This is a genomic window from Thalassotalea agarivorans (assembly GCF_030295955.1).
Classification (GTDB): domain Bacteria; phylum Pseudomonadota; class Gammaproteobacteria; order Enterobacterales; family Alteromonadaceae; genus Thalassotalea_D; species Thalassotalea_D agarivorans.
The window spans coordinates 460,633-485,952 of sequence record NZ_AP027363.1 but is presented as its reverse complement, the minus strand read 5'-3'; the positions used below and the strand labels follow the sequence as shown (position 1 = coordinate 485,952).

Here is a 25,320-nt window from a genome sequence, read left to right as displayed (position 1 = left end):
AGCTCGTTGCAACACGGATTGCAACGAGCCACTTTTTAAGATGAGATGGGATTAGTTGGCGTTAACCTCTTGCCATTGGATAATGCGATCGTTTCCTCTAAATATACCGAAAGTTGCAACCGCGGTTGGGTCTTCGCTGTAATCCGTTGTTCCCGTTTCCCAATTGTATTGTAACCATGGAGAGGCGTCATAAATGACCTCGATTCTTCCCATGTTACCAGCCCCTGTAGGCTCTAATATCATATCAAACGTTTCAGCGTTAATAACCATGCCATCGGCTGGGTAAACATCTGTTAATGACGGATCTAAATCAATTTTAGCCATAGACATATTGGTACTGTCGAAGCCTGAACAATCATCAGGTCGATTAGGTGCAAAAGCGCCTGTGTCATCGACATACTCAACCCAATAGTGTTGTGGTAGGTCTTCTGTTTCCGGACCATAGCTATTCGCTAAAACAGCACGACCAAACCTTATCTTAACACCAGTAGGCATCGCGGTTTCTGTTGCTGCCTCACGAACGTTATCGTCGTCTTCAATAGTTTCTACCGCTAACGGAATAGTTGCATCATACGGCTGAATTTCAGTATTCGCTTCTCTGGTATACATAAAGCTGTCATTGACACTAAAGGTATAGAATACCACCCCTTTTTCAGTGGTGGATGCTTCAATAGTGCCTTGCTCAATTACCCCATCAAGCGGCGTTAAGGTGACGCCATCTTTACCTACCTGATAAACATCGTTATTCGGCGAAAGCACAGTAACACTACTGTCATCAAGTTTCATGAAGTCACCAATATAATTTTCGGTAACATTACCACTTAAACTTTTAGCTTCAATACGATAAGTCGGCAGTTCACTGTCATAGGTAATGGCACCTGTCGTTACAGCGCCTTCAAGCCCCTGGCCGGTGTATACCCAATCTCTTGTCCCAGGGGTAGTTGTAGGGCCACATTGACCAAGCAGATTACCTTGTTTTTCTACCGACTGATCAAAGTGATGAGGCACAAAGCGCCCTAAATGCGGTATGTAACCATTAATGTTCTCACCACTAATCCCTAAATATTGATAAGCGGAGAAGCGCCCACCAATAATACCTACTTCTTCATAGACATGGTTTTGAGCACTTACGCCATTGCTAAACGCATATGCTGTTGGTGCTGTAAATGTACCGTTTCTACCACCACTTGGCATAAACAGCGCCATTTGATGTTGAATAGCCGAAGTATTAAACGACGGGGTAACACCATTGTCTGCAAGATTTGCGGTTGTAAACCAATTAACACCATTGACCGTCGTATTTTGTGTGTCCGGTGAACCGTCGTTGTCGGTGTCATCGCCTGCTTGCCATTGCACGGCGGCAATTGTTAATGGGAATTGCTCTCCCGCAGTGACAAATTTACCATCACTTGCACTTTTCGCTTCAGGGTTACCCTGCGCGTTAACATAAAAGCCGAGCGGCCTGACGAAAATAGGATTACTGCTACCAACAATATATTCGCCCGAGGGCGTGCCGTCATCTAATGGTATTTCCATTCGCGCATTTAGAGTTACAAGACCAGCATCAGGGTAATTCATAACAAATGAACCCGCTGTACCGCTTTCAGCATTAAACAACATATTAGTGCTTTGATAACTCGTTGGCGCTGTCGGCAGCGAAATACCCGCACCGATACCATTAGGCACAAATTGCACAGCCTGGCCAGCACAGGCGCCTCCTGGTGTTGAACACGTTGCAGATACTTCAATCGTCGCACTTGGCGCGACAAGGCCTGCACAAGCACCAGTATCTGGGTCTTTTTGTATTGCTTGAATATATAAATCAGCAGCTTTGTAGCCGGTATTGGACGGCTTGCCACTTAACTGCGTCGGGATGCCGCCAAAGTTGCCACTATCTATGGTGCCAAACCTAAAGCCTGAATCAGCAAACACTACGTCACAATCAGTTCCCCCGTTTGAAAGATTATTACAGCTATAGTTTTGATCTAGGCTTAAAGTCGCCGCGCCGGGGCTGGTATTAACGAAGGTAGTCGCTGTACCACCTGTAACCGTAACTGTTTTATTTGGTACACCGTTAACGCTGAGCTGCACGTCATAAGCATCGCTCACGAGTGCAGTACACGAAGAGTCTGCGCAAGCTCTAATAAGGATAGGTTCGGCTTCACAAGTTAAACCTGAGCCATCATGGTCTATTTCAAAATGATCGACTATGGTGGCGCAGTCGCTCTTTGCCATGTCTTCTCGAATTTCTGTTTCGGTTAGCACTTTGTCGTAAATACGTACTTCATCAAAACGACCGCCAGCAGAATTTCGTGCCGGTAAGCTAGAGGTATTTGACCAAGTTGCATAAGGTGATGAGTTGTCTCCAAACACAATATCGCCTAATCCCGCTAGAATTCCATTAGTATTTTGTGAACTTTGAATACGACGATTACCATCGACATAGATTTCAAATAAATTGTTCTCAAAGTCCCACGTGGTTGTGATGTAATACCAAGTTTGTGCTTGTCTAGCTTGTCCCCCAGGTTCAGTCACCACAAAGTCTCTATCGGCAGAGTCTTCAAAGTTGAAGCGCAAACGACCATTGTTCAAAATTTTAAGCGTGAAATATTTGTCTCCCGCGCCTGAGCTACTACTTTCTGTGGCATCAAATAAGGTTCTTAAACCGCCATTACCACCAGTATCTTGCCTTCTATTCCAGTTATAGCGACTCGCATACCAAAAACTTATCGTACCTTTATTGCCGACATCATTAGTGATATCAACATTAGAGTTAAAGGTATAATCTGTATTGTTGTTTCTATTCTGATTTGGTGAAGAAAAGCCGCGGCAATATCGACCATCAGGAATAGAGACACCATTGTTGTTGCTACCAGTAAAACCATTCCCGGTTCTATCGGCAATGCCCGAAGAAAAGTCTGTTTCTTCAAACGAATAAAACGCAACTTCATTTGATGGTGTTGGCGCTACTGGCTGACCACAAATATCTTCGATATAAGGTTCACCACCTTCAAAGAAAAAGTGTGCGGTATCTTCTATTTTCAGTTTTTTACGGGCGGAAGCACTACCTCTAAACATCGCATTGTTATTTAAGGTTATGTCCTTGTCACCATGCATGTATAAAAACGCATGGGTTTGGGTATTTTCTTTAAAGTGCAAATCATCGTAGGCTATCAATGCTAAGTCTTCTGAATTGCCATTGACATTCACCTTAGAGCCACTCTCTATATCCGAATGCTTTTTAAAGAATATGCTTACTTTACCTTTAGTAATGATAACCGCATTTTCTTTAATTTTTAGCTCTTCAAACCAATAGCTGCCTTCGGCAAAAGTAACGGTAGCATTTTTGATTTCACTCTTCTTAAAATGATAACTACTACCAGAAGCAAAAAACTCAGCGGTCGCACCATCTTTTACTTTAAAATCACCGTATTCAGTTTCAGTGTAGTCACCACCAGGCCCGATAGTAATGTCAGAGCCACCGCCACTGATGTCTATTTTAGTGTTGCCTGTAGAATCCTTGAAATTGCCAAGCGGCATTTCAACTGCTTTAGTACCGGTAATTTCACACGGAGCGGTATTACAGGTTCTTCCCAAGTTTGAATCGTTGTCTTTTAACTTTGGAAACGTCACTAAGTGATCAAAGTCGTCGTATAACAGACCATTATCTTTAAATTCAATTTCAGAATCGTCTTGATGGCCTTGTACAGAATCTGGAAAATAAGCAAAACACGAGTCAGCGCAGCCATCTGATAGGTAATCTATTTGGCAACTTGTACCCGGTGTACATTCAACACTAGAAGTTTCTGTTTTGCTTGAATTGGCTACTGTTATTGCTGCACTGCCTGTATTGAGGTGCGCAAATTGGAACGTGCGTTCACCAGTTACCGCTAAATCAATGACTTTAGTTTCACCGCCGACAACAAAATCTAAGGTAACGGTTTCGCTAGAAAGCTGAGAACACGATGCATCAGTACATGCTTTAATAGTAACTGTTTCTAATGCACAGGTTGAACCATCGCCATCAGTTTCTACAAAATAGTAAAAGTCATCGGTTGGCGCACCTTGGCAAAAGCCACTATCAATATTGTCTGGCGGCACATAGGTGTCATCTACATTTTCTTTTAAATCTAAATCACCTTCGACTGAAAGACCACCCGAAAAATCGTTATCTTCTTCCAAAATAAAGTCTTCGTATGCATATATATATGCATTGATAACGCCTTTTTCTTCAATTTTTGCGTCTTTCAAAAAGATGATTAATAGCTGACTGGGATCACCACCTGCATTTAATCGTGGATTTTCTTTGATGACAGTTTCTTCTTTAATATAAATAGTTGCTGTGCCGCTGCCACTGACTGTCAGGTTATAGTCTTCGCTATCATCCCATTCGTTATAGACATACTCCTGACCACCTTGCACGGTGCGCAATCTAAATACATCACCGTCGTTGGGTGGGTTAGGTTTCGGGGAACGAGGGGTAAATTCACCATCTTCTAAAATAGCGTCTGGGCCAGGAAAAATAGGATCACACGTTGGCGGCACTTGCTCAGCAGCAAGCACATTGACCGAAAACAAAAATAGACTGAAAGCTAAACCACGAATTAACACTACAAACTCCTAGCTTCTATTTTAATTGTGCGGCTACTGACCACGGCGTTGTCTTCATCCGCCGAAATGCCAATACCACATTCACCAATACTCTCTATACGATAGTAGGCTATTCCATCATTATTTGCATAGTTCGCGCACGAGGTAAATACTCTGCACTGGTTTAATCCGTCTACCCCTGCAAAATTATAAGTAAAGTTGGCACGACAACCCGCGCCCGTTTTACCATCTAAAGGAAAGATTTGAGCAAGCTCACCGTTTGCGCCAGCGGTTGCTGCAGCCAAGGCTCTAGTACCAAGTACCTCTTGTGCGATAGCTTCGCTAGATGAAGACAACATTTGCACCAACGCGCTACCTAACAGCAGAAGTACAAGGATCAAAAACAAGGCAATAGCTAAGGCGTTACCTCGTTGTTTTTTCATAAATGTCTTTGTCTGTATCACTTGCATCATTATTCTCTCATTACGCGCCAGTTCCTCGCTCCTTGCGTTTCTATTACGGCGTATTCATCACGTGCACTTCATTTTCAAATACAATTTGCTCATTGTTTTGCGAAAAACGTAACTCAATTTGCACTAACGCATTTCGTTGTTGCGTTGGTTGAATCACTTCAAAAGGTCTATAGGTGATCAGTGGTTCAAAATTCTGTGCCATTAAACTTTGATTAGCATTATTGGGCGGCAAAGGCTGATTCACAGAAATAGGATAATTTGAGTATCTAACCAATCCTTGTGCATCACTCATACAAAAGCTAACAGGTGAATCAAACACATATAATCGTCTTGTTGGAGACTCTTCTTCGAACAATACGCCACTGCCATTTGCCAGCGTCACTGTCCATTGATCGCTTGTGGTTGCATCATCAGCAATGTCTGTAATAGGAAAACTGCGGCCTGAAGAAACTGAAGACGACAGGTTGGTATAAACCGCTGCAGTACTCGATGGATAGACGGTAACGAAGTCGCCACAATTACTACACAAATAATCATTGCCTTGCTGATTAATGAAAGGAATAACCGGAAATTCACTTTCAGCAGTCTCTGGGGCTACTGGAATATCAACGTATGATGTTGATGCTTTGATTGGAATAAACTCTAAACACTTAATTGAACCATCAAACGCTTCTGTAACGCGCATACTGTTTGGCACTGCATGCCTGAGTTCGCGATTAATGCGCTCGACAGAAAACCTTGCACTTGCGATAAGCTCATCGCGTACGGTGGCGTTGACATAAGATTGTGTTGTTAGGCCAATAAAGCTTGTAAAACCTACCGCCATAATGCCAAGCAATACAATAACAGACACAAGCTCTATCAAGGTAAAGCCTTGTTGTTTAGATAGTAGTTTAAGTGTCTTCTTGCTCGTCATTAGTAATTCGTCTTATAGGTGGTAAACAACATTTCTGTGCCCAGCGATGTAGTTACTGACACAAGGATTTTTTTTGCATCTTCGTTATCTAAGCCCATTTCAGTGCCTGCATAAGTGACATTCACGAGCACGACGAAACTATCGTAGCTGTCATCAATGGCGTCTCCGGTGGCATTGACCCGTTGATTAAACCCATGAAAATCATCAACGTCGTTAAATAAATCGCGGCCTGTTTCGCCTGCTTCTGGACCAAAATTTGCTTCTGTTGTACACGCCAACATGGTTGGCTCGCCACAGCGTAACCTGCCGCCTGCCATATCAGAGTTATGGTCAAAAGCGCGATTGCTAACGTCATGTAAGATACTTTGCGCAAGCTCTGCCGCTTTCACTTGCAATATATGATCAGCACTTTGGCGATCTGTGGGCCCTATCAAAGTACCAACAATAGCAAATGCAATAGACAACACCACAATACCTATGATGATTTCTATTAACGTAAACCCTTTTGAAAGCGTTTTATAAACCATGAATATACCCTTCTGGCTCAATAGCTATTTGTACGGCATCAACCGCCGAGGTGATATCAATTAGACAGCCACCGGCACAATCACTTGTAGCTGCAGGTCGGCCCCAACTGTCAAACGCCACGTTGGACGGATTAGCTGAGCCAGAAATTGAAATCGTTATATCGTGAGAGGGGTCGACGATTAAGCCCGTTTCATCTGGCTCCCAACCCGTAGGAAAACTGGTCACCGAACAATCGAGCCGATTTGGAATACCGTAGCGCTTATTTTCAATGATAATTTGATGACAAAAGCTCTGCCCTGCGCCAACAGCATTAGGGTTGGTTTGTTGCATAGCACGTTGTTGTGTCAGTCTAAGTGCAGAAATCAGCTGGGAGCGATAAGTATATGCCTCATAGGCATCAGTCGTTTGAAAGCGAGGTAACACCGTCACCGACAGTATCGTCAACAACAAAATGATGACGACAAGTTCAATTAATGTAAAACCTTTGCTGTGTAAAAACGCTTTATTCATACCCATATTCCATCTACTACTGCGCCCTATTTAATTATAGGCAGGGAATATAACCTGTGGCAGGTAGCCCGCCTTTTTTATTCGGTGCAATGTAAAAGGCTAAACACTGCATATCTGATGTCGGTGCTTGACCTGAAATTCCCGTAAATTTATCAAAATCGAGTTTAAGCCCTTTGTCATAAAAGATAATCGTTCCAACACCTTGAGGCTTACCTAGTAATTTAACATCCCAATCCTGACGATCAAAATCTAACAATAATGCCCAGTTGTGGGCATAGCCTGGTTGAGAACTTGGATAACCATAAGCCAATCGCACACCATAACTGCCGCCAGTCCCGACATCAACTGTTGGTGGATTAGTAGAGGCCGGCGGTTCATTTTCTATGCCCTTAATGACCGCTTTATCGTAAACCAAGTCAGCAGACTCTTTCATTGCTACTGCCATTTCTCTGACGATTTCAGTTTTCGCATCGGTAGATAGGTTAAAAAACTTAGGCAGCGCAAATAATGCTATAATGCCAACAATGACAATAACAACAATCAATTCTACTAATGTAAATCCACGACTATTCATACGGACCTCTAGGTGCAAGGGTTTACATAAATATCGGGCAATTCACCGACATTTTCGGGTTCTTCATACACAACAATGCATTCGCTGGTTAACGTCAGCGCGATGTCTGCGTCTGATTTAAATCGTTTAGTGAAGAAAAACAAAGTGTAAGTAATGCCTGATTCTTCATCAGTAATATGACCAAATTCTGTGCGGTCAGCATTAGGTGTTTCTGACGAGCGAATATTCATTGCGCGACCCACACCTTCATCGTAGTTGCCAACCGGGTAACCAAAATGAGTAAAGACTGGATCCGCCGAGCTTTCTGCTTCAACAAATGAGCCAGCTGTTTTATCGTCTATCTCAACACCTTTAACTACGGCTCTGCCATAGATAAGCGAGGCTTGTGACTCCAGTGCGCTTTTCACGCCAGCAAGGGATGCATCTCGCGCATCTGTTTGTAAGTTAACAAACTTAGGCAATGCAGTTACCGCTAATAAAGCAATAATAATTATGACAACTATCAGCTCCACCAAAGTAAAGCCTGACTGTTTGCTTTTATATAGTTGGCAATTGGCTGTCATCATTTAAGGGCATTCTTCGACAGTAAAAATGGGATCGCTTGGGTTCGCGTCTATTGGCTCGGTATAAAAGACAATGCATGATTCTGTATAGTATTTGATATCATCGTATACTTTGCCGCTACTAGCAAAATAAATGATCAAGGTGTCGCCTCCACCACCTGTGCCTGGCGTTACTTTATACTTAAAGTCGGTATCGGTAGATGTCGCTCCTTCACTCGCATCAATACCAAGTAGGTTTATCATCTCTGCGGCAGTTGGATAGCCATATTTGATAGCAGCGGTTTTGCTTGTGTCTGCAGTGTATTCTACCGAATCTGATAAATTTGATTCTTTACCGTCTATAAGTGCTTTGGCATAAACCAACTCAGCTTCTGTGACAAAGGCTGCTTTAATGCCTTCTAAATCCGCAGTACGTGCATCATCTTGTAAATTGATAAAGTAAGGCGCTGCCGTTACCGCCAAAATACCTAAAATAACGATAACAACGACAAGCTCAATTAAGGTAAAGCCTTGTTTCAAACCATTTAAAGTCATTGTTGTACTCGATTAACTATCTGTGTATTAACAATATATTAATAACTATATCAAGTAAACAAAGTGGCGGATTTATAACGCTTTTATACAGCGTCTTTGTATAAAGTAGAGGTAAAAAAAAAGAGAGCCTAAGCTCTCTTTTTGAATGATTGTCTTTTACTATGGTGTCGATGGACAAGGGTTTGTAGTGATGACTGGTTGGTCGCCTGCACCTGTAAAACCCGAAACATCGTAAACAGTAATACAACCACTGCTTGCTGGAGTGATGTCACCGATAGCAGTGTATTGCCCAACAGGCCAAACAACAAAGATGCCTGAGTCAGCAGCTGTTTCTGCGCTTTCGAATTCAGTCGCATCTAAATCCAAAACTGCCAAGATTCCATCGTCATCCGCGGTTGGGTATCCATAAGTAATAGTTGTAACCTGCGCTACATTAGGACCCCATTGGACGCTTTCACCAGTATCAACTGTTTCAGTACCATCTATCAACGCTTTTGAATATACTAAAGCTGCTGCACTTGACATAGCAGCTTCAACACCTTCTAAAGTTGCTGTTCTAGCATCATCCTGAAGATTGATAAAACGAGGCGCCGCGGTTACCGCTAAAATACCTAGAATTACAATTACCACTACTAATTCAATTAGCGTGAAACCTTTTTGGTTTGAAAAGTTTTTCATTTAATTATCCCCAGTTAAAACTTTTAATTTACAGTACATTAACGAATTTTGACTGTAAACCTTTAATTAACAAATATGGTTTAATTGTTTATATAAACAACAACTGCGCTATTAGCCGGTTGATATGTAAAGCTATTTCCCTCTCCCGTTAGGTTCGAAGGAGCTACATAGTTGTTGTTCGCATCTTTATTTAGTGTTTCTTTCAAGTGGTAGTGACACAATGCACCAGAACCACCACCAGATTGGCTTACTAAATACTTAAATCTGTCTGAGCTATTTAGTTCAGCAATATCCCCAGCCACCAATGGCGGGTTTTGTAATAAATTGGTCCAAACTTCTACGCAGTTTGTTACATCAAATGCACCATCTAAGTTTTCACCATCACTTAACCCTACAGCGTAGCCTGGACGAACAGAACCATCGCTACTTTCTGTGGTAAGGATCATCAATGTGCCTTCATAATTTACCGCATTTTGGCCAGAAGTATTTTGAGGTCGACCTTCAACTTCCCATTGCGCGCGCACGAGCGAAATGCCCGTAGCAAAGCCACCAGCCATACCTTCGATATTTGCTTGCTTAGCTTGATCGGTAAAATCGATAAATTTCGGTATTGCCGTAACCGCTAATAAGCCAATAACAATTAAAACAACCACTAACTCTATAAGTGTGAAACCTGATTGTTTTTTCATACTTTCTCCAAACATTTCTACATACTACCAGTAAGTGCTTAAGTTACATTACAACAAATTTAACGGTGAAAACAATTTAAAACAATATATTTACGACTCTTCATACTGTTTTATATCGCTGACGACACCATTTGCTGAGTTATATTCAAAATATACACGAGAATCAATACCAAACTGGCATAATCGACCCTCTCCAAAATCTTTTTTCACAACCTCAATTGCTGAAATTTGTTTATTCAACACTTCCAACGGCTGCGCCATTAATTCCATCCAAATAATTCGACAAGCAAAGTGTTGTTCTTGGTTGTCTGGCCAACCTTTTTTATTAACACGCACCTTACGTGTTTCTTTGCTGTCTGTGTTCATATCATAAAGCTGATAAAACACTACATCAGTTTTGCTATCTATCAACCATTGCGCTTTCACATTGTTCACGTGCACGGTGAACGATTTTGCTAATGACGCTAGGCCTTTATCTTCAATGCCTTCATCATGCATAAAGAAAAACATGATGAAAACAGCCATCATAAAAAATACAAACAGGCCGACAAACATGTTTTCTATTAAACTGCGCTCCCTTCTTTCTACGTCTTGCTGTAGGGGGGAGTTCATGGCTATTTTTTCCCTTGGAACGCAGACGCCATATCCCACATTGGTAGGAATACACCGAGCGCTAGTACCAATACCATTGCCGCTACAACCACAATTAAAATAGGTTCTATTTTCGCAGTTAATGTCGACAAGTCGTAATCAACTTCACGTTCATAGTATTCACCCACTTCTTCGAGCAATTCATCTACGCGACCAGTCTCTTCACCCACAGAAATCATTTGCAAAACTAGGGGTGTAAACAAGGTACTTGAAATAGCGACGCGTAATAAGCTTTCACCACCTTCGATTGCAGCACGCATACCCACTATTTTGGCCTTCATATAAGTGTTATCTACTGCATCTGCAACAAGGCTTAAACCAGATGTCATCGGCACACCTGCCCGCAATACAATGGCAAAACTATGTGAAAACCTTGCCAAGATAGATCGTTCTACAATTGAACCGATAATGGGCATTTTGATTTTCTTCTGATCCCAACTATATCGGCCCTTTTCGGTTTTTAAGTAATGCCGTATTGCAAAGTAAATCACCAATATGGTGACCAGCATGTGGGGCCAATAGTTAACAAATAAACTTGAACTTGCGATCAAAAACTTGGTTGGTAGCGGTAGGTCGGCACCCAAAGTGGAAAACAGCTGCATAAACTTTGGAATAACAAAAATATTCAAAATAACTAATGCAACGCCAATAAAACCGATAACCAATAATGGGTAGCGCATTGCTTGCTTAATACGCTTTTTAGTTTCGTGTTCACGAACAAAGTAAGTCGATAACTTTAAGAATGCACTATCAAGTTGACCGGTGTTTTCACCAACATGAATCAACGATACAAAAAGCGGTGAAAAGATATTGGGATACGAATTCAAGGCTGCAGACAGCGCATAACCGCCTTCCAATTGCCCGGCAATATCATCCAACGCCTCTTTGAGCACTTCTGATGAACTAGACTCACTCATCCCTCGAATAGCGCGCAATATCGGTACACCAGATTTTGTTAGTGCGTACATTTGGCGACAGAATAAGATAAGCTCTTCAACAGAGACCGTATTCATGCCTAGTAAGTTCTTCAGGTCTTTACTAAGCAAGCCTTTTGATTTTTCAGTTTTTAACGATGCTTCTATCGAAACCGGCGTTACATTTTGCCTCATTAACTGCGCGGCGACAGCTTCTGCATCTTTGGCTTCTAACAGCCCTTCAACAGATTCTCCTTTTACTGTGCGTCCTTTGTAGTTAAATACCGGCATCGATGTTACTCCGCAAGCTCGACAGATTCGACGATTCGAAGTACTTCAGCAACACTAGTAACGCCAGCCGCCGCAAAATCATATGCACTTTTAGATAGTGGTACAAAGGATTTATTTGCCTTCGCCGCTTGCGTAAAGGCGTCTGTGTCTTCTTTTTTCAGTGCTGACATCATCGCTTCATTAAGCTCTAGTAATTCAAATACACCGATACGACCTTTGTAGCCAGTATAGTGACAAGTTTGACAGCCCTTACCTTTTTTATAGGTTTGGTTTTTAGCATCATCGCCTGCTAGGTTGGTCAACCATAACATCTCTTGAGGATCAGGCGTGTGATCTTCGCCGCACTTTTCACATACTTTACGAACGAGTCGCTGCGCGATAATAGCACGTAAAGAACTGGCCACAAGGAAACCGGCTGCGCCCATATCCATTAAACGTAATGCACTAGTGATAGCGTCGTTGGTATGCAAAGTAGATAGTACTAAGTGACCAGTTAATGCGCCACGCATACCGATTTCAACCGTTTCCTGATCACGCATCTCACCTACCATGATGATATCGGGATCTTGACGCAACGTTGTTCTTAGTACCGCTGAAAAGTCTAAATCAATTTTGTTATTAACCTGCACCTGATTAATGCGCGGAATACGGTATTCAACCGGATCTTCTACCGTAATAATCTTTTTACTTGCTTGGTTTAGTTCACTCAGCGCTGCATAAAGCGTGGTTGTTTTACCGCTACCGGTAGGTCCTGTTACCAACACCATGCCGTGAGGGCGTGTAATTTGTCTGCGTACACGTTCGATTAAGTGTTTTGGCATACCGGTTTCGTCTAATGACAATAAACCTGCCGATTGGTCAAGCAAACGCATAACCACTGATTCACCATGTTGAACTGGCATGGTAGACATACGAACGTCAATTTCGTGTCCTTTAATACTGAGATTAAAACGGCCATCTTGTGGTAATCGTTTCTCAGCGATATCTAGTCCAGCCATCAGTTTCAAACGAAGTACTAAGGCAGCAGCAATTTTGCTTTCTTTCAGAATATTTTCTTGTAATACGCCATCGATACGTTGACGAATGCGTAGTTGATTTTCATCCGGCTCAATATGGATATCGGATGCACGCATTTGTACGGCATCTTCGAATACAGACTGCAATAGTTTAGCAACTGTCGCATCACCACCTTCTTCAATCAGGCTCGTCGACAATTCAAAATCAGATGATTGTTCGTACTCTTCCTCTAGCTGACTTGCAAAAGATTCAATGTCAGCGGTACGTCGATAGATGGTGTCAAAGGCATCAAACAGTTGCGATTCCATTACTACTGCCAATTCGATGCGTTTCGGCGCAATTAACTGTTCTAATTGGTCAAAGGCATTTAAATCAGCGGGATCGCTCATACCAAGTAAGACAGAATCACCTCTATCTTCTAGCACAATTGCTCTGAGTCTGCGTGCTTGCACCTCCGCTAGCACTGTGGCTACTTCAGCAGGAATACGCTTTTGACTAATATCAATAAACGGCACATCAAGTTGCTGCGCCAAGAATTCCAATAACTGACGCTCTTGAATATGACCAAGCTCTATTAGGGTGTCACCCAGCTTTCTGCCTGTTGATTTTTGGCTATTCAGCGCCTGCATCAACTGTTCATCTGAGATGATATGCTCGTGTACGAGCAAATCACCTAGTCGCATTTTTAGTTTTGGTGCGACCATAAACTACTCTCCAAGCGCTACAAGACGTTGTTTAACAAAGTCAGCGGAAGGCTTAGCTAAATTGCCCATATCAAGCGCTTGTTTGTACGACTTTACTGCTGCTTCAAATTGCCCCATTTGATCCTGTGCTGTAGCCAAGCCTAAGTACCAGCGACCTGCTTCTGGTTGCATGCTTATTAAGCGTTGAAATGCTAATGCGGCTTTGTCGTATTTGCTTATACCTTGTGCAACATTAGCCAGTAACACTTGATAATCTTGTTTTGTGATGTCTTCTAGTGGAGCAAGCGTGTCATAAGCGGCCTCAAAGTTGCCTTGTTTCATATACACGCGCGCCTTCAACATGCGGTAGTCTTTGTCTGTAAAGTCAATCGCGATGCCTTGCGCTAAGGTGCTGTGAGCAGCGCTATTAGCACCACGCGCGAAATACAATGTTGCCAATTTCATGCGTGCTTCTTTGTTATCCGGCGTCAGTACAAGCGCTTCCGCCAGGTATTTTTCTGCCGATTGCATGTCGTTTTTGTCGAGCGCTTGCTCTGCACTAATGAGTTTACGTTGTGCTAATTCTTCTGGCGTTAACTTGTGAATCGTCACCGCAATTTTTGGCTCTTCTTTCTTAGCCAGTGATGACGTTACTTTTTTCTTTGGTTTCGCTTTTGGTTTTGGCTTACTTACTGGAGCGACTGGCTGCTGCGCAACTTCTACTGGTTTTTCTTCAGCCTTGGGTTGAGTAGCAAGTTGATCTTTCAACATTTGGTTTTCAAGTTGCAACTTTTGGTTGTCTGCTTGCAATTGCGCTAGTTGCTGTTTAAGCGAGGCAATTTCTTGTTCAAGCTGCTTCACCTGATGCTTATGGGCAACCTCAGTTTTTTGCGTTTGTTCTGTTAACGCTTCAATCTTGTTATTTAGCGTCCAAATATAGTAACTCGCTGCAACAATCACTAAGGCGAGCAATATCGTGAGAAAAAACGCAGGTTTGTTAGCACGACCTTTTTGCGTAGCGTCGCCATTAGACGACGAACCTTGACCAGACTTTTGTTCGTCTAGGTCATTTAACATTTGATTAATTACGCTCAAACTGGAACTCTCCAAATTAAATAAACTGCTGCTGCCAAACTAGCTAGCGCTATGCTTGAGAACAAATATCGATTAAACAAACCGATATTTTGCACGCCTTCAGTGTCTTTTACTGCGGCGACAAAATCTTGATGGCTGACCTTATGTCGCCCTTTACCAAAACTCAAAATGAGCATCTTATGGCATAAAATATTGACTAACCTTGGTACCCCTTTAGTAATTTTTGTAATTCGCCTACAAAGACTTGAGGTAAACACGGGTTGTCCCTTGTAACCAGCGCATTCCATGCGATGATTTATATATTGTTCTACTTCCGCTTCAGTCATTGGGCGGAGTTTATATGAAAACGTGATACGCTGTTTTAACTGCCTAAACTTGGTTTCCGCTAACTTTTCATCTAATTCGGGTTGTGCAAACATCACCACCTGCAACAACTTTCTTGTTTCTGTTTCTAAGTTAGTGAATAAGCGCAATGCTTCAAGACTCTCGTCAGGTAACGCTTGTGTTTCATCTAAAATCAACACTACGCTATGACCTAGCGCATGCAACTCCAACAGTTTTTGCTGTATTTTTTGAGTAAGCAGTTGTGCTGATAAATCTTCTGCACCTTCAACGCCCAATTCAGTAGCAACCGCACGTCTTAACTCATCAGGAGACAAATACGGATTCGGAATATAAGCTGTTTTAAAATGATCTGGTATTTCATTCAACAGCTTACGGCATATTAAAGTTTTCCCCGTACCGACTTCGCCGACAACCTTGATAAACCCTTCTCCAGTTTGCAAGGCCGTTAGCAGTACTGCGAGCGCTTCATTGTGAGGCGCTAACCCCAAATAAAAATTTGTATTTGGGGTAAGTGTAAAAGGCAGTTCTTTTAAACCAAAGTGGTATAAATACATGTTGCTTAGCCTTTCAAACCTTTACCTTATTCGCCTTCTTCATCGTCTGAGTCATCATCTTCAGGGAACCATTTTTTCAGCATTTCACGGGCATCTTTAATCTGATGCTGCCATGTGTCCTGACCGACTACGATTGGTTTCAATAGGATAACAAGTTCTTTCTTCTGAATAGACTCGGCTTTACTCTTGAAGAGTTCACCAAGAAATGGAATATCGCCAAGCAGTGGCGTTTTCGATTCTATATCGGTTTTCTTGGTTTCAATTAAGCCGCCAATCACGACGATTTCACCAGACTTCGCTTTGATGATGGTATCAGACTCACGCACGTTACTTTGCGCTAGTGGCAATACATACTCATCTTCCGCAATCTTAATTGTTTTAGTTTGCTCATCTGTCACCGTGACTGAAGGGTGCACATGAAGAATCACTTCTCCGTTGTGGTCAATCTGTGGCGTTACGTCTAGTGCAATACCTGAGAAAAACGGAGTTAACTCAATTTCAGGCGTTGTAGTTGTCGCCGTACCCGTTGTGGTGGTACTAGAGACTTCTGTAACGAAGTACTCATCTTCACCTACTTTAATTACCGCTTTTTGGTTATTTGACGCGGTAATACGAGGGCTAGACAAGACTTGTACGTTACCTTGAGTTTGCAACAAATCAATTACCGCAGTGAAATCAGGGTTTGACACACCGAAGCTTGTTGTACCGCCTATCGCGGTAGAAATAACGTTATTTACAATGTTGCCTGTAGTATCGAAAGTAAAGTCAGTATCGCCCGCTGACGCTATAACATTGCTCCAGTTAATACCTTGTTGATAATCATCATTAAGCGTAACTTCCATAATCTTCGCTTCAATAATCACTTGTCGGCGCAATTGCTCTTGGGTATCAGAAATAAACTTCTTAACCGCTCTAATTTCCTGAGGCAATCCACGCACCGTCACCAAACCTGCTTGAGGAGATACTATTACTGAACGGCCTTCTTCATTACCCATAATTTCGGTTAGAGTTTCTTTCAACTCTTTCCAGAAATCCGATTCATTCTCGGTATAAATGTTGGTACCACTTGGATTGTTTTGATTGTTGCCGCCATTACTACTGTTGTTGTTGCCGTAGTTATTATTGTTATTGTTGTTGTAATTACCGTTGTTGCCGCTGTTATTGCCACCGCTGTTTGGATCATTTTCAGAAACACCACCAGAATTAACTGTAGTGGTTGATAAACCAAAACGTTTTAAAAACAGGTAATTTAGCGGAATTGTTTCTGTGCGCACATCGGCTGGAAAAACTTGTACAACGCGATCAGATTTTTCAATGCCATAACCATACATATCTTCGATGACTTTTAACGCTTCAATCAGTGTTACGTCACGCAAGTCTATGGTAATGCGCCCTTTAACGTCTGGGTGCATCACAATATTGTATTTTGTGCCTTTAACTAGCGCTGAGAAGAAATCTTGCGCAAGTACACCGCGAGCAGCCACATCAAATCGTTTCTCCGCTAGCATTTGGTTTTTAGCGGTTTGAATGTTTTGCTGCATCAACTCGTTTTGCACAGCATTGGGTACATAAGTTAACGGCTTTATATTCTGCCTAACGTTTTCCGCATAAGCTTTGTCAAGCGCTTCATTCACTTCGGTTGGCTTATCTGGCGTTGTAGTACAACCTGCAATAAGCAGCATAGTGACTAACGAAAGTTTTAAAGGATGTTTAATCATACTAGTTATCTTTTCCACTTTGTTTTTTTACCGAGCCTGAAAAAAGCGACAAAGATTTACGCTTTTCACCAGAGCTTAACAATACTGAATTATTGCTAATACTCACGACTTTATAACCACTAATCGATTGACCTTCTGCAACCAGAGTGTCGTTGATAATGGCTGTGTGACCATGTTCCTTGCTTAATACAATAGATTGCAAATAAAACACGGGCTCTGAAACTGACTTCACCGGCGCTCGATAGCTAAGCGGCCTGGTGGGATCTACTTCTGCTGCTAGCGCATTAGGCGCTATAAGCAACATGGTTAAAAGGAGTAATTTTTTATACACCGATAAACTCCTTCTTCGTGCTCAAACTATACATTTCAATAATAAGTTCGCCTGTAGGGTATTCTGTTACCTTGTAATCAAATGCCTGCCAAAAGAACTTCCATTCCATCTTTTCTAATGACTTTATATAGTTGCGAATTTCAAAGTAACGACCCGACAGCGTAATTCGAATACTGTGTTTGTATAAGTACAAATCCGATTTTACAGTAACTTCTTCGCCGTCCTCGGTCACTTTCTCTTTCGATGGTGACACCAGCACTTGCGTTGGCAACTGTTCAAACTTGGTAAGTTTCACACCATTGGTTTGTTTCAACATATTGACCAAAGCTTGACGCATTTGGACGGGGCCGATCAGTTCATTAGTTAAAGACAATAGATCTTTATCTACATCGGTAAGTTGAGATTTGTACTGCTCAATTTGCGTGCGGATTGCTTCATTAGGATCTTTCTTGATGCCTTCACTGAGCACAGCAATTGACTTAACAGTTTGCGACTTCTTGGTTGTCAACGAAGAAATCTGAGACTCATGTTCATCGATTGCGTCCATCGACGGCGATATCATAGTGTTGAAGACTAAGAAGAACACAACAAACAATCCAGAGCACAAAATCAGAATTTGTTCTCTAGGCGATAGTTCCAAGAACTTGTTGTTATAGGTTAACCATTGCTCTTTCATGACTTACCTGCTCCTTTAGCCAACTCAGAGCTCACTATAAAGCCAATGTTTTTTTCATCATCTTCTGTAATTTGGAAGTTATTGAAGGTTTGTCCGGTTAAGAATGGCGATTCTTCAAATCCAGCAAGCCATGCTGGCACCGCTGCAGGCATACGAGCAACACCACTAAAACTCATATCTTGATTACTAATGTGTATATTCTGCAAAGAAATATCTTTACTGTAATTTTGAGCCAATTCAGTCATTGCGCCCGAAAAGCCTTGGGATTGTGTCCGATTAGGGTCGGTAAGCTGCGCATGTAAAGCTTTCTTATTGCGCATCAGCAATCGAATATTTTCTAATTGCGCGACTAAATCAGGATCAGGCTTTAACGCCGCAAGCTGTGCTTTTAGTACAGTTTCGCGCCTTACTAAATCATCTGTTTCATCTTTGATCATGCTTGCTTGTTGGCCAAGTGACGTTTCTTTGCTTGAAATAGAAGAGCCCCACACAAGCATGATAACAAGTAAAACTACCCAGCTTGCGATTACGCGATTGAGGGTCAACGGTGGTTGTTTTGGTAATAGCTCTTCTGAAAGTAAGTTAATGGTGTACTTAGCCATTTTTTACCTCCTCTTGTACCACTGTCGCGCCGATTGAGGCGGCATAGCCTCGTTGATCTTCATAACCTTCTGGCATCTTAAATAAAGTAACAGGCACATTACTGTTTTCCGCCAGCTTTCTTGCAAGATAGGCTTCTTTTTCAATTGGCACCAATACTTGCACTTCCGTTACGGCCGCTTGCTTGAGCTGTCTTTCAAAGAAGTCAGAAGCGCGTTGTAATTCCAAACTTAGCTTTTCTGCGCTGTCACTAAGTTCTTGGTCTTCAAAATTACCCACTTGTGCAAATCCACGCAGATGACGGTTAAACCATATTTGACCATTTTTAACAATAATGATTAGCAGTTCTTCATCTGGCTGCTGACAAAGTAGCAGCACTGCTTCTTCCTGCACAGGCACTAACTGCGCAAAAGCAAATTCTTCGCAAATGATTTTCTTAATCGATATATTGCTGCCGTGAATGCCTTCAAGTATCGGCAGAATCTGACGCTTGCTGGCACAAACAACGTTGACCTTCTCAACGCCGTTAAGTAGCACCGGTGAATCGAAATAATCTAACACTAAGTCTTCTGCGCCCACTGTAACATAATCTTTTACTTGCCATTTTAGCGCCTGCGCTAAATCAGCTTCAGGCACCATAGGTTTGTCGATTTGAACGATTTTTACTTGATCGGATGGCAATACAACAAAACAGTCACCGGTTAGATCAGACGTTGCAATATTAGCGATAGCTTCACTTTTATCCCCTGGCGTACCCTCTAGGTTTAGGAAAAGGCCATTCGATTTTAGTGGGTTTGCAGCAGGTGTTGGATCCGGTGATTCCTCAATTTGTGCTCTTTCTGCTTGGCTTTGTTTTGCCAGCGCAACAGCCAAAGAATCTACAGTATCTTTGGTGGCAAAATTAGTGTCGATTTCTTCTGAAGTATTTTCAGGCGTGTCTAAAGCTTCCTCAGCGGCTTTTTCGGCAACTGCTGATGCTTGTTGTTCTGCTTGTGCTTGCGTTACCACAAGTGAGGGAATATAACATACACCTACACCTGCACGTTGAAACGCAAGTCCAATACTTTGTTTAGCGGCTTTACCTGAAAACCTTTGCTTTAACCGTGTAATGAAGCTCATTTAGCGTTAATATTATTTTATCCCTACTTAGCTCATTATGCTTGTTTGAAAGATATTGGCAAGGAATTTAACATCTTATTAGCATTTAGGAATTTCTTCGTACACTGATATGAAACCAGCATCTCCAATACAAACCCTGAAACATCAGCTTTTTAGCGAAAAAAAGCTGCAAGTATTTATTAAACGAGACGACCTCATTGACCCTATAATCTCGGGTAATAAGTGGCGAAAAATTAAACAAAATCTGCACCTTGCCAGAAAAAACAACAAGGGGATCTTGTCCTTTGGCGGTAGTTATTCAAACCATATCCACGCGCTTGCTTTTGCTTGTCACCAGCACAATATTCCCAGCATTGGAATTATTCGAGGTGAACAAGCTTATCAAAGCAACTATACCCTAAGCTGGGCTAGGCATTGGCAGATGCAATTGCAATTTGTTGATCGCGCAACTTACCGCCTTAGACACAATGATGCCTACCTAAAAAAGCTGAGTGAACAATACCCCGATTACATGGTTGTACCAGAAGGTGGTTCAAACACATTAGCGCTAGATGGTGTTGGCGATGTGATAAGTGAGTTGAGGCACCAACAAAGCTTTGACACATTAATTGTTCCTGTCGGAAGTGGCGGTACGTTGGCGGGCCTAGTAAAAGCGGATGAGAATCAACATAAACTTATTGGTATTTGTGTATTAAAAGGTGGCAACTATTTGCAAGGCGATATTGAGAAGCTAGCAGGCAAGCAGTACGATAATTGGCGCTTAATGCATGACTTTCATCTGGGTGGCTATGCAAAGTTTTCTGCGCAAGCCTATCAGCAAATGTGCCATTTTGCGGCCACATTAAATATCCCCTTTGAACCTGTGTATTCCGGCAAAATGCTACTAGCGCTAAAACAGCTTGTAGAGCAGGATTATTTTCCTGCTGGGCACAAAATCATGCTCATACATACTGGTGGGCTACAGGGATTAGGCGGTATGCTCGAACGAGGAATTATTACCAAAGCGCCAATTCAACTTCCTGATAAACCTAACTTTTCCTAGTATCCACCAATGTACTACCTCAGAGTAGTACCACCAAAGTACCATAGAGAGATCTGTTATATCTATTACCCTCAGGGAAGGCATAAGGGATGTTAAGCCAACGCGTTTAACGTGAAGTAGTCTATTACTGTTGAATTCAAGATCATTTTTTTCGCTCTCGTTTTTTAGTTGTCGGCATTATCAGTACACTTCTTCCCTAAGCAACGTCGCCAATGCCATCTAAACCACGAGGATAATTAAATAAAATGAAGTGGAAAACAGTTAAGAAAGCAATAGCTCTATCGGGCTTAGCATGGGGAATGACTGCAACAGCGAACGCCGGTGATTGGCAGCAAAATGTCAGTTTAGGCGGTTTCAACAATGTGCATATTTATACTCCAGACACTCAATCAACCATAGGCGATGGACAAGCCTTACTAATTGTTTTACACGGATGTACTCAATCAATCGATGCCTATCTAAACGCCAATTTAGAAGATGCAGCAGAAGCTCACGGTATGGTCATCGCCGTACCCGACGCCGTCAATAAGGCAGGCTTTTCTTGTTGGTCTTATTGGCAAGGTGCAATTAACAGAAACTCTGGCGATTACAGAAATCTAGTTAATTTAGCGAATGCGATGTCTTCCGATAGCAACCGTAATATAGACCCAGATCAGGTATACATTGCTGGCCTTTCCTCTGGTGCAGCATTTGCCATGCAAACCGCTTGTGCCGCGCCAGACATCTTCGCGGGTGTTGCGCCTAGTGCAGGACCAAGTATTGGTACCAGTTCAAGTGGTGCAATATCTACTTGTGAAACGGTTACGCAAACGACCTTTAAAAATCGCTGTGAAAGCTACGCGGGTAGTTATGCTTCCCATTTAGATACACAAATCGCGGTGATTGGACATGGTACAGCCGATACAACGGTAAATACGTGCTATAACCAACAAAATGCCGATGGTTTCGCTAATGTTTATGGCGTCAATCAGTTGCCAGGCTCAACCACTGTATCTGATGACGCAACAAGAACAGCGTCCGAGTCTCTATGGCAAGACAATCGTGTATCTATGCTATTTTTTGACGGCTTAGACCATTCATGGTCGGGCGGCGCCGGTGCATCTGGCTCTTATGTTGCTGGCAATAGCATTAACTTTGCAACTTACTTAGGTGAATATTTTGCTCAGCACAACAAACGTGTAAGCCGAAATCAAGCCCCTGAATTGTCGAATTTAGCCACAAGCGTATCGTCTTCAGCTATTACTATTTCTGGTAATGCTGTCGATAGTGAGGGAAGTGTTGCACAAGTTAATATCACAGTAACGCAAGTTGATGTAACGCCTGCTGTTGTTGTTGATACTGGCTCTGCTACCACAAATGCGAGCAACCAATTTAGCTACACCTCGGCTGCTTTGCCAGATGCGCTATACAGCGTAACCGTTTCAGCCATAGATAATGAGTCAAAGGCAAGTGACGATATTACGTTAACCCAGCGCATTGGCGCGCCACCGGCTAATCAACCACCTCAGTTATCTGCGTTAAGTGCTGCTGTATCTGGTCAATGTGCAACGGTTACAGGCACGGTAGTGGACGTAAACCAGGATTTAAATACTGTGAATGTCGCTTTTGCAAATAATGTTGTTAGCGCCTCTGTAACAGGCACTACGTTTATGGCGGAAGGATGTAACTTGCCTGGTGGCCTTAACCAAGCAACCGTGACAGCAACCGATACACAGCAACTATCAAGCAGTGAGACAATCACCTTTGATATCGATGCTGGTGTCACCGGAGACTACAATTTACATATCAATGAAGGACACATCACCTGGGGTGTAGGTTATTCTGCTTGCTACCTTGCATTTGGCACCAGTGATTTTACTATGCGTGAGTATGACGCAGGCTCAGGACAATGTAATTGGGTAGCTGATGGCGAGCCGAGCTGCGCAGGGCCTGCACAAGCATGTACGGTAACAACACCGCCAACGCCTGTAGATTCAGACAATGATGGCATAGCAGATGACAGTGACAACTGTCCAAACAACGCCAATGCCGATCAAGCGGATAACGATAGCGATGGTATTGGTAATGTGTGTGATGCGACGCCAGATGGTGAGACTCAAATCACTGATAGCGACAATGACGGTATTGAAGATGCGCTTGATAATTGCCCGGCAATTGCCAATGCGAATCAAGTAGATACTGACAACGACGGCTTAGGCGACGTTTGTGATTCAACACCTAATGGTGAGCCACTAGATAGTGATAATGACGGCATAGAGGATGCACTAGACAATTGCCCGGCAATAGCAAATGCTAGTCAGGCTGATGCTGATAGTGATGGCCTTGGCGATGCATGTGATTCAACGCCAAATGGCGACTTCAGCTGTCAAGAAACTACCGCAAGCAACTACTCTCACGTGGTAGCCGGTAGAGCGACAACATCACTGGGCTATGTTTATAGCGTAGGTTCAAATGAAAATATGGGACTTTACAATACTTTTGTTACCACTACGCTTGCAGAAACTAGCGACGGTTACTATGAAATAGGCACATGTAACTAGTGAAACAGTTAGTAAACTAGAAACAAAAAAGGCTGGGATTACCCAGCCTTTTTATTTGAAAACATAATTAAAAATTAGTCTTCAGCAACAACGTTTACTTTGATGTTTGTATCAACATCTGTGTGTAAGTGAATTGCGATATCGAATTCACCAACTTCACGGATAGTACCGTTTGGCAAACGTACTTCTGATTTAGCTACTTCAACACCCGCAGCAGTGATTGCATCAGCAATGTCACGAGTACCGATTGAACCAAATAATTTACCTTCATCACCAGCGTTTGAAGCGATAGTTACTTCAGCAAGTTCTGCTAATTTAGCAGCACGAGCTTCTGCAGCTGATAAAGCGTCAGCTAATTTAGCTTCTAATTCAGCACGGCGAGCTTCGAAGTGCTCAACGTTAGCTTTTGAAGCAAAAACAGCTTTGCCTTGTGGTAAAAGATAGTTACGAGCGTAACCAGATTTAACAGTTACCTTGTCACCAAGGCCGCCTAACTTGGCGATTTTATCAAGAAGAATTACTTCCATTTTCAAATCCCCTATAGGTTACTTGTGTAAATCAGTATACGGTAATAATGCTAAGTAACGAGCACGCTTGATCGCACGACCAAGTTGACGTTGGTATTTAGCACTTGTACCAGTGATACGGCTAGGAACGATTTTACCACTTTCAGTGATATAATTTTTAAGCGTAGCAACGTCTTTATAATCGATTGCTTCTACGCCCTCTGCCGAAAAACGACAGAACTTACGACGTCTAAAAAAACGAGACATGGATTTCTCCTTTAATGTAACCGCTAAAACTAACAGCTACCTAATTAATCATTTCAATATGTTGAGCGTGAAGTACCAAAATAGGGTTACCATTTCGCGATTCATGTCGGTTTAAAAAACCTTGAATCTTAACTTCTCTGCCCTCAATTAACTCACGTGTTAAGTGTTGTGACCAATCTCCTGTTGCCACGACCTGCATTCTTAAAAATGCTTGGCGATTCAAGTTAGCTTCCACTTGTGTTGAACGATGTTCAACGGAAAACTGACAATGATGAATCCCCGCCGGGCTGGTATGCAATTTTGCCGCTTTAACGACCATGCCTACCAAAGTAAGACTGTTTGATGTCACAGATTACTTATTCTTCGCTTGCAGCTTCTTCAGCAGCTACTTCTTCAGTAGCAGGTGCTTCTTTAGCAGCTGGCGCTTCAGTAACCTCTTTCTTAACTTCGCGACGGTCTTCTTTAGCAGCAGCCATAGGTGATGCTTCAGTTACCGCGCCTTTCGTGCGCATGATCATGTTACGAATCACAACGTCGTTGAAACGGAAAGAAGTTTCTAATTCATCAATAACAGCTTGAGGAGCTTCAACGTTTAATAAAACGTAGTGAGCTTTGTGAAGCTTATTGATTGGGTATGCTAACTGACGACGACCCCAGTCTTCTAGACGGTGGATCTTGCCTTCAGCAGCAGTGATCATGTCGGTATAACGTGTAATCATACCTGGAACTTGTTCACTCTGATCAGGGTGAACCATAAAAACGATTTCGTAATGACGCATTACGAGCTCCTTACGGTTGTAGCCTCTTATCTGGCTCAGCCACCACCAGTATTGAGGCAAGGAACAAAATAACTTGCGGCTGAATTAAGGCGGCGTATTGTAGATAAAATGACCTTGTAAAGCAAGCTTTTATGGTG

At 42.4% G+C, this 25,320-nt stretch carries 26 protein-coding genes; 2 read left to right on the top strand and 24 right to left on the bottom strand.

Annotated elements, in window-relative coordinates; translation table 11 throughout:
* Positions 1 to 51: 51 nt before the first annotated feature.
* The 20 genes from QUD85_RS02290 to QUD85_RS02195 form a co-directional block, all read right to left on the bottom strand.
* Positions 52 to 4,611 carry a DUF6701 domain-containing protein gene (locus QUD85_RS02290; protein ID WP_093330461.1) on the bottom strand — a complete coding sequence of 1,520 codons (4,560 nt, stop codon included), beginning with the start codon at positions 4,609 to 4,611 and terminating at the stop codon, positions 52 to 54.
* Entirely contained in the window at positions 4,611 to 5,033 is a 423-nt protein-coding gene (locus QUD85_RS02285; RefSeq protein ID WP_093330462.1) for a hypothetical protein, read from the bottom strand. The genes QUD85_RS02290 and QUD85_RS02285 overlap by 1 nt, the downstream gene beginning before the upstream one ends.
* A gap of 73 nt (positions 5,034 to 5,106) precedes the next feature.
* Complete coding sequence (locus QUD85_RS02280; RefSeq protein WP_093330465.1) at positions 5,107 to 5,979, bottom strand: PilW family protein; 873 nt, start codon at positions 5,977 to 5,979, stop codon at positions 5,107 to 5,109.
* Positions 5,979 to 6,506, bottom strand: coding sequence for a type IV pilus modification PilV family protein (locus tag QUD85_RS02275; protein ID WP_093330467.1), 528 nt, complete (start codon positions 6,504 to 6,506; stop codon positions 5,979 to 5,981). Before QUD85_RS02275 ends, QUD85_RS02280 begins: the two co-directional genes overlap by 1 nt.
* The gene (locus QUD85_RS02270; RefSeq protein WP_093330470.1) at positions 6,496 to 7,017 is read right to left on the bottom strand and encodes a prepilin-type N-terminal cleavage/methylation domain-containing protein; all 522 of its coding nucleotides are present in this window, start codon (positions 7,015 to 7,017) and stop codon (positions 6,496 to 6,498) included. The genes QUD85_RS02275 and QUD85_RS02270 overlap by 11 nt, the downstream gene beginning before the upstream one ends.
* A gap of 34 nt (positions 7,018 to 7,051) precedes the next feature.
* Positions 7,052 to 7,591, bottom strand: a complete 540-nt coding sequence (locus QUD85_RS02265) for a prepilin-type N-terminal cleavage/methylation domain-containing protein (protein WP_093330472.1) — start codon at positions 7,589 to 7,591, stop codon at positions 7,052 to 7,054.
* A gap of 8 nt (positions 7,592 to 7,599) precedes the next feature.
* Positions 7,600 to 8,157, bottom strand: a complete 558-nt coding sequence (locus QUD85_RS02260) for a prepilin-type N-terminal cleavage/methylation domain-containing protein (protein ID WP_093330475.1) — start codon at positions 8,155 to 8,157, stop codon at positions 7,600 to 7,602.
* Positions 8,158 to 8,688, bottom strand: a complete 531-nt coding sequence (locus QUD85_RS02255; protein ID WP_177168908.1) for a type II secretion system protein — start codon at positions 8,686 to 8,688, stop codon at positions 8,158 to 8,160.
* 159 nt (positions 8,689 to 8,847) lie between these two features.
* Entirely contained in the window at positions 8,848 to 9,366 is a 519-nt protein-coding gene (locus tag QUD85_RS02250; RefSeq protein ID WP_093330477.1) for a type II secretion system protein, read from the bottom strand.
* A gap of 80 nt (positions 9,367 to 9,446) precedes the next feature.
* Positions 9,447 to 10,055, bottom strand: a complete 609-nt coding sequence (locus tag QUD85_RS02245) for a prepilin-type N-terminal cleavage/methylation domain-containing protein (RefSeq protein ID WP_245732122.1) — start codon at positions 10,053 to 10,055, stop codon at positions 9,447 to 9,449.
* Between the two features lie 90 nt (positions 10,056 to 10,145).
* On the bottom strand, positions 10,146 to 10,667 hold the full coding sequence (locus QUD85_RS02240; RefSeq protein ID WP_093330482.1) for a hypothetical protein: 522 nt from the start codon (positions 10,665 to 10,667) through the stop codon (positions 10,146 to 10,148).
* 2 nt (positions 10,668 to 10,669) lie between these two features.
* Positions 10,670 to 11,911, bottom strand: a complete 1,242-nt coding sequence (locus tag QUD85_RS02235; protein ID WP_093330485.1) for a type II secretion system F family protein — start codon at positions 11,909 to 11,911, stop codon at positions 10,670 to 10,672.
* 5 nt (positions 11,912 to 11,916) lie between these two features.
* Positions 11,917 to 13,632: a GspE/PulE family protein gene (locus QUD85_RS02230; protein WP_093330488.1), complete on the bottom strand. Its 1,716-nt coding sequence runs from the start codon at positions 13,630 to 13,632 to the stop codon at positions 11,917 to 11,919.
* Positions 13,633 to 13,635: 3 nt separating this feature from the next.
* Positions 13,636 to 14,706 (bottom strand): tetratricopeptide repeat protein, encoded by a 1,071-nt coding sequence (locus QUD85_RS02225; protein ID WP_093330490.1) that lies wholly within the window; start codon positions 14,704 to 14,706, stop codon positions 13,636 to 13,638.
* Positions 14,703 to 15,605 carry an ExeA family protein gene (locus QUD85_RS02220; protein ID WP_093330493.1) on the bottom strand — a complete coding sequence of 301 codons (903 nt, stop codon included), beginning with the start codon at positions 15,603 to 15,605 and terminating at the stop codon, positions 14,703 to 14,705. The genes QUD85_RS02225 and QUD85_RS02220 overlap by 4 nt, the downstream gene beginning before the upstream one ends.
* Positions 15,606 to 15,631: 26 nt before the next feature.
* Positions 15,632 to 17,323 (bottom strand): pilus (MSHA type) biogenesis protein MshL, encoded by a 1,692-nt coding sequence (gene mshL / locus QUD85_RS02215; protein WP_093330495.1) that lies wholly within the window; start codon positions 17,321 to 17,323, stop codon positions 15,632 to 15,634.
* Position 17,324: 1 nt separating this feature from the next.
* Positions 17,325 to 17,654 carry a hypothetical protein gene (locus QUD85_RS02210; protein WP_093330498.1) on the bottom strand — a complete coding sequence of 110 codons (330 nt, stop codon included), beginning with the start codon at positions 17,652 to 17,654 and terminating at the stop codon, positions 17,325 to 17,327.
* Entirely contained in the window at positions 17,647 to 18,330 is a 684-nt protein-coding gene (gene gspM / locus QUD85_RS02205; RefSeq protein ID WP_093330501.1) for a type II secretion system protein GspM, read from the bottom strand. Before gspM ends, QUD85_RS02210 begins: the two co-directional genes overlap by 8 nt.
* Positions 18,327 to 18,932 (bottom strand): PilN domain-containing protein, encoded by a 606-nt coding sequence (locus QUD85_RS02200; RefSeq protein ID WP_093330503.1) that lies wholly within the window; start codon positions 18,930 to 18,932, stop codon positions 18,327 to 18,329. Before QUD85_RS02200 ends, gspM begins: the two co-directional genes overlap by 4 nt.
* Complete coding sequence (locus QUD85_RS02195; RefSeq protein WP_093330506.1) at positions 18,925 to 20,049, bottom strand: hypothetical protein; 1,125 nt, start codon at positions 20,047 to 20,049, stop codon at positions 18,925 to 18,927. Before QUD85_RS02195 ends, QUD85_RS02200 begins: the two co-directional genes overlap by 8 nt.
* 109 nt (positions 20,050 to 20,158) lie before the next feature.
* On the opposite strand from QUD85_RS02195, the gene QUD85_RS02190 reads away from it, so the two are divergent.
* Both QUD85_RS02190 and QUD85_RS02185 read left to right on the top strand, forming a co-directional pair.
* Positions 20,159 to 21,091, top strand: coding sequence for a 1-aminocyclopropane-1-carboxylate deaminase/D-cysteine desulfhydrase (locus QUD85_RS02190; protein WP_093330508.1), 933 nt, complete (start codon positions 20,159 to 20,161; stop codon positions 21,089 to 21,091).
* Between the two features lie 245 nt (positions 21,092 to 21,336).
* Positions 21,337 to 23,631 (top strand): extracellular catalytic domain type 1 short-chain-length polyhydroxyalkanoate depolymerase, encoded by a 2,295-nt coding sequence (locus QUD85_RS02185; RefSeq protein WP_093330511.1) that lies wholly within the window; start codon positions 21,337 to 21,339, stop codon positions 23,629 to 23,631.
* 74 nt (positions 23,632 to 23,705) lie between these two features.
* Here the strand turns inward: QUD85_RS02185 and rplI are convergent, their stop codons facing one another.
* From rplI to rpsF, 4 genes are read right to left on the bottom strand one after another with little or no spacing between them, the layout of a single operon-like run.
* Positions 23,706 to 24,158 carry a 50S ribosomal protein L9 gene (gene rplI / locus QUD85_RS02180; RefSeq protein WP_093330514.1) on the bottom strand — a complete coding sequence of 151 codons (453 nt, stop codon included), beginning with the start codon at positions 24,156 to 24,158 and terminating at the stop codon, positions 23,706 to 23,708.
* 18 nt (positions 24,159 to 24,176) lie between these two features.
* On the bottom strand, positions 24,177 to 24,404 hold the full coding sequence (rpsR, locus tag QUD85_RS02175) for a 30S ribosomal protein S18 (RefSeq protein ID WP_093330516.1): 228 nt from the start codon (positions 24,402 to 24,404) through the stop codon (positions 24,177 to 24,179).
* A gap of 40 nt (positions 24,405 to 24,444) precedes the next feature.
* A complete protein-coding gene (gene priB / locus QUD85_RS02170; RefSeq protein WP_093330520.1) occupies positions 24,445 to 24,753 on the bottom strand; it encodes a primosomal replication protein N in 309 nt (102 codons plus the stop codon).
* A gap of 7 nt (positions 24,754 to 24,760) precedes the next feature.
* Positions 24,761 to 25,183: a 30S ribosomal protein S6 gene (gene rpsF, locus QUD85_RS02165; RefSeq protein WP_093330523.1), complete on the bottom strand. Its 423-nt coding sequence runs from the start codon at positions 25,181 to 25,183 to the stop codon at positions 24,761 to 24,763.
* Between the last annotated feature and the right edge of the window lie 137 nt (positions 25,184 to 25,320).